At 66.1% G+C, this 10,523-nt stretch carries 10 protein-coding genes; 5 read left to right on the top strand and 5 right to left on the bottom strand.

The annotated features are described in order from the left end of the window. Positions 1-190: 190 nt before the first annotated feature. Positions 191-616: a hypothetical protein gene (locus ACEQXV_RS00690; protein WP_370251167.1), complete on the top strand. Its 426-nt coding sequence runs from the start codon at positions 191-193 to the stop codon at positions 614-616. Positions 617-679: 63 nt separating this feature from the next. On the opposite strand, the gene ileS is transcribed toward ACEQXV_RS00690, so the two are convergent. After that, entirely contained in the window at positions 680-3,595 is a 2,916-nt protein-coding gene (gene ileS, locus ACEQXV_RS00685; RefSeq protein WP_370267399.1) for an isoleucine--tRNA ligase, read from the bottom strand. A gap of 243 nt (positions 3,596-3,838) precedes the next feature. On the opposite strand from ileS, the gene ACEQXV_RS00680 reads away from it, so the two are divergent. Beyond that, on the top strand, positions 3,839-4,252 hold the full coding sequence (locus ACEQXV_RS00680) for a group III truncated hemoglobin (RefSeq protein WP_370251752.1): 414 nt from the start codon (positions 3,839-3,841) through the stop codon (positions 4,250-4,252). Positions 4,253-4,348: 96 nt separating this feature from the next. Here the strand turns inward: ACEQXV_RS00680 and ACEQXV_RS00675 are convergent, their stop codons facing one another. Next, entirely contained in the window at positions 4,349-4,657 is a 309-nt protein-coding gene (locus tag ACEQXV_RS00675; RefSeq protein WP_370267397.1) for a hypothetical protein, read from the bottom strand. 99 nt (positions 4,658-4,756) lie between these two features. Between ACEQXV_RS00675 and ACEQXV_RS00670 the strand changes: the two genes are divergently transcribed. Further along, the gene (locus ACEQXV_RS00670; protein ID WP_370267396.1) at positions 4,757-5,947 is read left to right on the top strand and encodes an FAD-dependent oxidoreductase; all 1,191 of its coding nucleotides are present in this window, start codon (positions 4,757-4,759) and stop codon (positions 5,945-5,947) included. Here the strand turns inward: ACEQXV_RS00670 and ACEQXV_RS00665 are convergent. The 3 genes from ACEQXV_RS00665 to ACEQXV_RS00655 are packed head-to-tail and all read right to left on the bottom strand — an operon-like array spanning position 5,904 to position 9,213. Beyond that, positions 5,904-6,800, bottom strand: a complete 897-nt coding sequence (locus ACEQXV_RS00665) for a DMT family transporter (protein ID WP_370253102.1) — start codon at positions 6,798-6,800, stop codon at positions 5,904-5,906. The two genes, ACEQXV_RS00670 and ACEQXV_RS00665, sit on opposite strands and share 44 nt — an antisense overlap. Next, a complete protein-coding gene (locus ACEQXV_RS00660; RefSeq protein WP_370267395.1) occupies positions 6,797-7,804 on the bottom strand; it encodes a YcjF family protein in 1,008 nt (335 codons plus the stop codon). Before ACEQXV_RS00660 ends, ACEQXV_RS00665 begins: the two co-directional genes overlap by 4 nt. Then, positions 7,801-9,213 (bottom strand): YcjX family protein, encoded by a 1,413-nt coding sequence (locus ACEQXV_RS00655; RefSeq protein ID WP_370267394.1) that lies wholly within the window; start codon positions 9,211-9,213, stop codon positions 7,801-7,803. Before ACEQXV_RS00655 ends, ACEQXV_RS00660 begins: the two co-directional genes overlap by 4 nt. Before the next feature lie 164 nt (positions 9,214-9,377). Between ACEQXV_RS00655 and truA the strand changes: the two genes are divergently transcribed. Further along, positions 9,378-10,151 carry a tRNA pseudouridine(38-40) synthase TruA gene (gene truA / locus ACEQXV_RS00650; protein WP_370267392.1) on the top strand — a complete coding sequence of 258 codons (774 nt, stop codon included), beginning with the start codon at positions 9,378-9,380 and terminating at the stop codon, positions 10,149-10,151. A 192-nt stretch (positions 10,152-10,343) separates the two neighbouring features. Next, on the top strand, positions 10,344-10,523 hold a 180-nt coding region (locus tag ACEQXV_RS00645; protein WP_370267391.1), incomplete at its 3' end, for a hypothetical protein.

Genomic DNA, 10,523 nt, shown 5'->3' with positions numbered 1-10,523 from the left:
TCGGGGTCAAGCGTGTCTTGGTGGCAAGATAGGGTGTCACGCCACCAGAGGAAAGGCGCGGTGCCCCCTGCGTGGATGCACAACCTCGATGCGCCGGGTTTCGCCGGGCGGTGCAAAACCGCATGCCACCGATTGCGCCGTTCCCGAAAGCAGGTGATGATCGCCGTCAAACAACATGCAAGAGGCAAAGATGGCAGCACGTTCCCTGATCCTGGCCGCGGCAATGGCAACGACGCTCGCCGGCTGTTCCGACACGATCCGCATGCAGGCGGCCAGCGTCGCGCGGCTCGCCGATGGCACGGAATGGGTGATGACCGGTGACATTCTGGCGGATTTCGAACTGTCGAGCCTGACACGGCTCTCTGGCAGCGGGCTTTCCTGTGAAATGCCCATGATCATGCGGGTAGACCGCGCGGGCGAAGGCACCATGACCTGTCGTGACGCCACCGGCGCGGTGATCTACCAGGAAGACCAGGTCATTCCCGCAGGCATTTACGGCACCTCGGTGCGCGGCACCATCACCGACGGGATCGAGACGACGCGCGGTCCCGGTGTCATGGCCTTCGGCTGGGGCAGCTTCGCAGACCCTGACTACCTGCGCACGCTGCTCGACTGATCCGCCAACGAAAAGGGGCGCCCCGATGGGACGCCCCTTTTTGTCGTGATGACGGATGCCTGATCACCCAAGCGCCTCGTCACAGCGTTTGCAAGTCCCTTCATGGGCATGTGTCCCCACGTCGGGCAGGATCTTCCAGCAGCGCTGGCACTTCTCGCCTTCCGCGGTTTCGAACACCACGCCAACGCCTTCGATCTCGGGCAGGCGGAACGCCTCTTGCGGCAGCGGATCACCCGTCAGGCTGACGGCGGAGGTGATCGCGACATCGGCGAAGTTGACCGAGCGCAGCGCATCCAGCATCTCGCCATCGCGCACATGCACCACCGGCGCGGCCTCCAGAGAGGCCCCGATCACCTTTTCGCGGCGCTGGATTTCCAGCGCGGCCGTGACCACCCGGCGGGCACGGCGCACCTTGGCCCATTTGGCCGCCAGCGGCTCGTCCAGCCAGTCACCCGGCGTTTCGGGGAAATCGACCAGGTGAACCGAGCTATCATCGCCCGGGAAGCGTTCCAGCCAGACCTCTTCCATCGTGAAGACCAGGATCGGCGCAAGCCAGGTGGTCAGGCGGTGGAAGAGGATGTCCAGCACGGTGCGCGCGGCACGGCGGTTCAGCGTATCGCCGTCGCAATAGAGCGCGTCCTTGCGGATGTCGAAATAGAAGGCCGACAGGTCCGTGGTGGCGAAGTTGAACAGCGCCTGGAACACACCCTGGAAATCGAACGCGGCGTAGCCTGTCCGCACCGTGTGGTCGAGTTCGGCAAGGCGGTGCAGAACCCACCGTTCCAGCTCCGGCATGTCCGACGGGTCCACCCGGTCGGCCTCTGTGAAATCACCGAGCGAGCCGAGCATGAAGCGCATCGTGTTGCGCAGGCGACGGTAACTGTCGGCGGTCCCCTTCAGGATTTCCGGCCCGATCCGCTGGTCGTTGGTGTAGTCGGCCTGGGCCACCCAAAGACGCAGGATATCGGCACCGTACTGCTTGACCACGGCCTCGGGCACGATGGTATTGCCGAGCGACTTGGACATCTTCATGCCCTTCTCGTCCAGCGTGAAGCCGTGGGTCACGACGTTGCGATAGGGCGCGCGGCCAAGCGTGCCGCAGGCCTGCAAGAGCGAGGAATGGAACCAGCCGCGATGCTGGTCGGTGCCTTCCATGTAGACATCCGCGATCCCGTCCTCGGTTCCGTCGGCGCGATCACGCAGAACGAAGGCGTGGGTGGAGCCGCTGTCGAACCACACATCCAGCACGTCGAAGACCTGGTCGTAGTCGTCGGGGTTCACGATGTCGCCAAGGAAGCGTACTTTCGCACCTTCCATGTACCAGACATCCGCCCCGTCGGCTTCGAACGCCTCGGCGATCCGTGCATTGACCGCCTCATTGCGCAGCAGGAAGTCCTCGTCCGTCGGCAATGCACCCTTCTTGGTGAAGCATGTCAACGGCACACCCCAGGCCCGCTGGCGCGACAGAACCCAGTCAGGGCGCGCCTCGATCATGGAATAGAGCCGGTTGCGCCCGGTGCGCGGCGTCCAGTCGACCAGTTGGTCGATCGAGGTCAGAGCCCGTTCGCGGATGGTCCTGCCATAGCTGTCCTGCCCGTCACCGACTTCACGGTCGATGGCGGCAAACCATTGCGGCGTGTTGCGGAAGATGACCGGGGCCTTGGAGCGCCAGCTATGGGGATAGCTATGGGTCACGCGACCCCGCGCGATGATGGCACCCGCCTCGACCAGCTTGTCGATGACAGCGGCGTTGGCCTTGCCTTCCTTGCCCTTGCGATCGAAGACCTGGAGGTCCGCGAAGAAGGGCACATGCGGCAGGAACTCGGATTCCTCGCCCACGTTGTGGGTCATCCGGTCAAGCCAGTTGCGCTTCATGAAGCACTCGTAATCGTCGGCCCCGTGGGAGGGAGCCGTATGAACAAAGCCCGTTCCCGCATCGTCGGTCACGTGATCGCCGTCGATCATCGGCACGTCGTAGTCCCAGAAGCCCTCGGCCCCCTCGAGACCCCGGAACGGATGGGCCATGACCAGCGCGGACAGTTCATCCGAGCTCACGTCGCGCAGGCGGCGATACATGGACTCGTCCAGCCGGGACTTGGTCAGGACCTCGGCGGCCAATTTGTCGGCCAGCAGGTAGCGGTCGCCGATCCGGCACCAGCATTCCTCGGGCCGGCCGGTGACTTCGTAAAGCCCGTAGGAGATCGCCGGATTGAAGGCCACGGCCTTGTTTGACGGAATCGTCCAGGGCGTCGTGGTCCAGATAACGGCCTTGGCACCCTGAAGATCGCCTTCACCGTTCGTGGTCTTGAACGGCACCCAGATCGTGTGGCTCTTGTGGTCGTGATATTCGATCTCGGCCTCGGCGAGCGCCGTCTTTTCCACCGGGCTCCACATCACGGGCTTCGATCCCTGATAGAGTGTGCCGTTCATCAGGAATTTCATGAATTCCTCGGCGATCACCCGCTCGGCGTGATAAGCCATGGTCAGGTAGGGGTCGGCCCAGTTACCGGTGATGCCAAGCCGCTTGAACTCCTCGCGCTGGATATCGACCCAGCCTTCAGCGAACTTGCGGCATTCCTGGCGGAAGGCCACCACGTCCACATCGTCCTTGTTCAGCCCTTTGGCGCGGTACTGTTCCTCGATCTTCCACTCGATCGGCAGGCCGTGGCAGTCCCATCCGGGGATGTAGCGGCTGTCATGGCCCATCATCTGGTGCGAGCGCACGATCATGTCCTTGATCGTCTTGTTCAGCGCGTGGCCGATATGCAGGTGCCCGTTGGCGTAAGGAGGGCCGTCATGCAGCGTGAAGGGCTTGCGGCCTTCCTTCGCGCGCAGGCGGTCGTAGATGCCCATCTTTTCCCAACGCTCCAGCCATTCGGGCTCGCGCTTGGGCAGGCCCGCGCGCATCGGGAATTCGGTCTTTGGCAGGTTCAGCGTGTCTTTGTAATCGGGCGTCTGCCCGGTGGTCTCGGCGCACATGGGAATGCGGTCCTCGTGATGATCGGTCTGGAAAGGGGATTATCAGGGCGGCGCGATAACTCAAGCACCTTGTCCCGGCGTCTCTAGTCTCAGAGAGCCGGGCCGATAATTCGAATAATGATGCGCGCAACGGGGCGGGTCATGAGCCGCCTTATAGGCCCGAGGGCCAAGGGCGTCCAGTAGGGCCGGGCGCGACCAGATGGCAACTAGATCACGCGCAACGCCCGCCCCATCCTGCCCCGCATGAGCACCCCGCCGCCCCTCGCCAAGTTCCCTATCACCCGCCCCGAGATCGAGCGCGTGGTCGCCTGCTTCTACGCGGGCGTGAGGGCCCATCCCGTCCTGGGTCCCGTATTCGCCGCCCATGTGACGGACTGGCCCAGCCATGAGGCCAAGATCGCCCGGTTCTGGGCCAATGCCATCCTGGGCGAGCGCGGCTATGACGGCAGCCCCATGGCTGCCCATGTTCAGGCCGGGAACGTGCGGCCGGGCATGTTCGAGCCCTGGCTCAAGCTCTTCGATGCCACGCTCCGGGCCGAGTTGTCGGAGCAGCAGGCGGCAAGCTGGTCGGCGCTGGCGCATCGAATCGGCCGGTCCTTGCGCGCAGGGGTCGTCGACCGGGACATCCTGCCCGGCGGCATCCCCAAGCTGCGCTAGGGACGGGGCGCGATCCGCCACGGATCGCGCGGAAGGATCTTTGAAAGATCCTTGTAAGATTTTTAGGTAAAAATCTTGGCTGCCCCGGCGGGCAGGTCAGCCGCAGGGGCCGCCGATCATCCCGATCCCGCGCAGCACATGGAGCACACCAACAAGGTCCGCCCCGACCAGCACGGCGATGTTGAGGCTGCGTGTCTGGGCGGGCAGATCGCGCAGGCCGACCAGGCCCGCCGCGCCCGCCATCATCGCCAGCGCCCCGAAGAGAAGCGCCCCGTAGTTCATGTACGAACAGGTCGTGACCCCGTTGATCGAGCTCGTGCTGGTCGAGCTCAGCGCGATCACGAAACCGAGCACCGCGAAGATGACGGCCGCTTTCGCAACCCCGGACAAGTTGGCCCACCGCATGGGATGTCCTTTCAAATGCCGTTGTGAAATATGCGCTCAGGTTGCGCCTCTGGCCTGCATCGGTCAACCATGCCCGTGTGGACGGTGACGGGGTGCAGGATGCGGATCGGGATCGCAGGGGCAGGAATTGGCGGCCTGGCGGCGGCGGCCCTGCTGGCGCGCGACGGGCACAAGGTGACCCTCTTCGATCAGTTCGAGGCCCCGCGTCCGGTCGGATCGGGGCTGGTGATCCAGCCCGTTGGCATGGAGGTGCTGGACCAGCTCGGCGCAGGAGATGCCGCGCGCGGCCTCGGTGCGCCGCTGGAAGCGCTCCATGGCGAGGAAGCGGATGGCGGCCGGGTGGTCCTTTCGGTCGGATACGGCGCGCGCCGTGGGTTTGGCATTCACCGCGCGGCCCTTTTTCATGTCCTGTATCAGGCGGCCCTTTCCGCGGGGGCCGAGCTGCGCGCGGGCCACAAGGTCACCGGGCGCGACAGGGCCTATCTGGACTTTGGCGCCCGGCGTGACGGCCCATTCGACCTCATCGTCGATGCCTGCGGGGCAGGGTCGCCGCTCTCGCCGCTTGTCAGCCGCGCCCTGCCCTATGGGGCGGTCTGGTCCACCGTTCCCTGGCCCGCCTCCACCCCCTTGCCGGTGGACAGGCTGACCCAATGCTATCGCCGGGCCGACCGGATGCTGGGGGTGCTGCCCGTGGGGGCGATGCCCGATGCGCCGGGTCGCCCCCTGGCTGCGATCTTCTATTCGCTTGCGCGGCGCGATCACGCGGCCTGGCGCGCCGCAGCTTTCGAGACCTGGACGGCAGACACCCACGCCCTCTGGCCCGAATTCACGCCCTTCCTCGAAACGCTCTGCGGTCACGACGACTTCACCTATGCCAGCTACACGCACGGCTCGCTTGCCCGCCCCTACGGTGAAGGTATCGCTCATATCGGTGATGCCGCGCACCGGGCCAGCCCGCAGCTTGGGCAGGGGGCGAACATGGCGCTGCTTGATGCACGTGCCCTGCACCTGGCCCTTCGGCAGGCCCAGGGAGACGAAGCCCTGCGCCTCTATGCCGGGGCACGGCGCTGGCACATTGCGGCCTACCAGGCGATGAGCGCCGCCTTCACGCCGCAATACCAGTCAGACAGCCGGGCCCTGCCCCTGCTGCGCGATCACCTGCTGGCACCCCTGTCCCGGCTCTGGCCGATACCTCGTATCCTGACCCGGCTTGTCTGCGGGGATCTGCTTCCGCCCATGCCCGCGCTTACGCCGCGCCCGCGCGAGAGGTCACGCGCTCGCGCCAGATGATGTAAAGCCCCGCCCCCACGGTCAGCGCGATCCCTGCGGCGGCAAGCCCGTCGGGCAGTTCATCGAAGAAGAGCAGCCCAAGAAGTGTCGCCACCGGGATCTCCAGGTATTGCATCGGCGCCAGCGTGGCAGACGGCGCGAAGCGCAGCGACCATGTCATCAGCAGATGCGCGACGGTTCCCAGAACACCCATGGCCACCAAGAGCCAGGCATCGCCCCCGGAGGGCCAGCCCGGCGTCAGGTCCGGCAGGTCGATGGGCAGGAGAAGAAGCACCAGAAGGATCGGCACCCCCACCAGCCCGCCAACCGCCTGAAGGGCCAGCGGGTCGGCCTCCTTGGCGATCTGGCGGGTGATCAACATGAAGACGGCAAAGATCACGGCGACGGACAGGGGCAACGTGGCGACCCAGCCCACCTCGGCAAAGCTCGGCTGGATCACCATGAGGGTGCCGATGAACCCCACCCCGCAGGCCGAAATGCGGCGCAGGCCAACCTCTTCACCCAGAACCACATGCCCCAGGAGCAACATGATGAAGGGCATGACGAAGGCGATGGCAACGGCGTCGGCCAGCGGAAGGTAGCGCAGGCTGAGGAACATGAAAGAAATGCCCATGATCTGCAGGACCGACCTGAAGGCCGTCAGGCGAAAAGTGCGTCCGCCCATGCGCAGGGTTCCCCCCATCAGCCAGACCAGGGGCATCAGCAGCAAGGCCTGGGCCCCGAAGCGCACAAGGACCAGAACGATCAGCGGAACGCTGTCGCCGAGAATCTTGGCCAGCGCATCCCCGAACGGGATCAGCACGCAGAACCCAAGCATGAAGAGGATGCCCAGAAGCGGGCGGTCCCCGGTCACGCGCTGTCGCCCTTGGAGAAAAGCCCCGACAGCGCCCGCCGCACCATCCCGGTGACGGAAGGTCTGGTCGACTTGCGGAAGGGCAGCGGGCGGCAGACCTCCATCGCGGCGACCCCCACCCGGGCGGTGAGCGCACCATTGACGACACCTTCGCCGAAGCGGCGGGAAATCTTGCCGACCAGGCCACTGCCGATGATCGGTTCAAGCATGTCATCGCCCACGGCGACCATGCCGGTCGCGACAAGATGGGTGATCACCGTGCGAGTCAGCCGCCAGGCACCAAGTGTCCCGGCTCGGCCCCCGTAAATCTCGGCGATGCGCCGGATCATCCGCATGTTGGCGGTCAGCGCCGCAACCACGTCGGCGAGGGCCAGCGGCACGAGAGCCGTGACGGTGGCCACCTGCCGCGTGGCAGCTTCCACTTCAGCCCGCGCAGCGGCGTCGAGCGGGGCAAGCAGGTGATCTTCAGCCATGTGGAGCGCCGTGTCGGCGTCGAACACATCTCCCCTGCGGTTGGCCAGAGCCTCTCGCCCGAGGCGAAGTTCGGGACGGCTTCGGTAAAGCGCCACGAGATCGTCGCTGACCTTCTCAGCCGCCTTGAGATCACCTGTGGCCAGCGCGGACTCGGCCGCTTTCTGGATGGCGTCGAGACGGCCAAGGCTGAAAAAGGACGCCGCCTCGCGCAGGGCGATCAGGAGGGCTGCGAGCAGGAAGAGGGCAATCAGGCCGGTCGCGACCCAGCCCAGGACCGGGTTCGCCGCCAGAAGGCCGGTGACGAAGTTCCACGCGGCCAGCGACACCACGAAACCCAGCAGGGCCGACAGGGACGCCCAGAACAGGCGCGCCAGGCGCGAGGGCCGGCGCGCGGCCAGTGTCGCCACGGTCTGCATGGCCCGCCCGGTCGGGGCTGGAAGGTCGAGATCGGGAACCGGCGGCGCGGCGGCGGGGCCTTCCTTCGGGGTGTCGTCCAGCTCGATCAGAACGGGACCCTTGCGTGTGCTCATGCCAGCTTGTCCCCCAACAGGAATTCAGCGGCGCGATCCAGCCGGATATGCGGCGGACCCTCACCGGGTTTCAGGGTCAACTCGGCAGGCGCGAAGCGCATGACCGAGTAATCCGCGTCAAGCCAGGCGGTCTCTCCCTTGCGGGCCGGGGCCAGAAGGTGGCCGGGGTCCTCGGGCAACTCGCCGGGGTGAAAGGCCGCCTGTTTGCCGGTTTCCAGCAGTGTCCCGCGCACGAGATCGAGCGCCTTTCCGTCATGGCTGCGGGTTTCCTCGACCGTTGCGCGCAGCGCGGCAAGCGCCATGGCCTGCGTCTTGGCCCCGGCGAAATCGGCCCGGTCTCGCGCATCGCGCAGCAGCGCCTCCATGATCGCGGTCAGTCGCGGATGCTGGCTGTGATGCAGGTGGTCGGCCTTGGTGGCCGCGAAAAGAATCTTCTCCACCCGCCTGCCCATGATCGCCGACAGGAAAGAGTTCCGCCCAGGCCGGAAGGCGCCAAGGATGCCCGCCATGGCGCGGCGCAGATCCTCGACCGCCTGCGGCCCGGAATGGATCGCGCCGAGTGCATCGACCAGCACCACCTGCCGGTCGATCCGGGCGAAGTGGTTGCGAAAGAAGGGTTTGACCACCTGGGCCTTGTAGGCCTCGTATCGCCGCGCCATTTCGCGGCGCAGGCTGCCGCGCGGGGCCTCGCCCGCGGGAAGCGGCGCGAAGGTAAGCGCAGGGCTGCCCTCCAGCTCGCCCGGCAGCAGGAAGCGGCCCGGCGTGCAGTCTGAAAAGCCCTGTTCACGGGCTTCGACAAGGTAAGCCGTGAAGCTTCGCGCAAGGGCCTGCGCCGTGGGCTCGTCGAGTGCCGCGCTACCGTCCGTGGCGTCGATCAGCGCCCGGAACTGGCGCGCCGGGTCGCGGGCTTCGGCCCGCGACAGCGTATCGGCGCTCCACTGGTCGTAGCTTTGGTCGAGAAGAGACAGGTCCAGCAGCCATTCGCCCGGGTAATCCACGATGTCGATATGAACCGTGCGCGGACCGGACAAGCCAGATAGAAGGCCAGAGGGCTGAACACGAAGGGACAGCCGGAGCTCAGAAACCGCTCGGGTCGACTCGGGCCAATGCGGTGCGCGCCCGGTCAGGGCGGCAAGGTGGGTTTCGTAGTCGAAGCGCGGGACGGTATCGTCAGGTTGCGGTTGCAGGAAAGCCGCCTGGATCCGGCCCGAGGACGCGGCCTGAAGGCCCGGCATCCTGCCCCGATCCAGCAGGTTCGCCACCAGCGAGGTGATGAACACCGTCTTGCCCGCGCGCGACAACCCGGTGACGCCAAGACGGATCACCGGCTCGAAGAAGGTTTCGGAAAGGACCGACCCCACGCTTTCGACCGAGCGGCCCAGGGTGTCGGAGATGGCGCCAATGACCAAGCGATCTGTCCTTCAAGAAAATCCGTTGCCCAGAGAATAGGCATTCAGCGCCACGGTTTACAGGCCCCAAGTTGGATTGACGCGGCGTTCCAGCCCGCGAGAGCATGGCGCAGCCCCACCTGCCCGTGATTGCCCTTTCGTTTTTCTTGCGTTAGCGGGAAGGCATGCCCCGCTATGCGCTTCTCATAGAATATGACGGCCGCCCCTTTGCAGGGTGGCAGCGACAGGCCGACCAACCCTCGGTCCAGGGCGCGATCGAGGCCGCGCTTGCTCGGCTGGAACCCGGTGTCCCGTCGATCGCGGCAGCGGGCCGCACCGATGCAGGCGTGCATGCCACGGGCCAGGTTGCCCAGTGTGACATGTCCCGTGACTGGGACCCGTTTCGCCTGTCGGAGGCCCTGAACTACCACCTCAAGCCCGCCCCGGTTGCAATTGTTGCCGCCGCACGCGTGGCGGAGGACTGGCATGCGCGGTTCTCGGCGCTGGAGCGGCAATACGTGTTCCGCCTGATCGCCCGGCGCGCGCCCCTGACCCATGATGCAGGCAAGGCATGGCACGTGAAGAACCGGCTCGACCTTCAGGCCATGCGCGAGGGAGCGGCGCATCTGCTCGGGCGTCACGATTTCACGACCTTCCGCGCCACCATCTGCCAGGCCGCCAGCCCGGTGAAGACGCTCGACGAGATCACGATCGAGGAATTGCCCTGCGCCCATGGGCAGGAATTCCGGGTCTTCCTCCGGGCGCGGTCTGTCCTGCACAACCAGGTTCGCTCGATCGTGGGCACGCTGGAACGGGTCGGCGCCGGATCCTGGGTGCCCGCCGATGTGAAACATGCGCTCGAGGCCCGGGACCGGGCGGCCTGCGGACCGGTCTGCCCGCCTGATGGGCTTTACCTCAGCCACGTTGTCTATCCCTCGCCGGTATTCAGGGACGCATGAGGAGGTGGGGATGCTTCCCCGTCGCCTTTCAGGCGACTCCCCCGGAGTGTTGCCGCCACGAAGAAGACAGGCACGCGGTAAGGATAATGGGCGCATGGCAAGGCCTCGCGCACCACGATGCGGCAGCAGGGGGACTCGCCGGTCGCGTGCAGGGAGGGTAAGGCTGTGCAGACAGTCACCAGGAGGCACGGGATGGGGCCGGAACTGCCGATCGTGAAGGACATCGTCCTGGTGGGGGGCGGGCACACCCATGCGCTCGTTTTGCGCATGTGGGCGATGGCACCCTTGCCTGGCGTCCGCCTGACTCTGGTCAACCCCGGCCCGACCGCGCCCTATTCGGGCATGTTACCGGGGCATGTGGCTGGCCACTAC

Origin of the sequence: Nioella sp., assembly GCF_964229645.1 — a bacterium.
GTDB lineage: Bacteria > Pseudomonadota > Alphaproteobacteria > Rhodobacterales > Rhodobacteraceae > Nioella.
The sequence above is the reverse complement of the archived record's forward strand: the minus strand, read 5'-3'. Positions and strand labels throughout refer to the sequence as shown.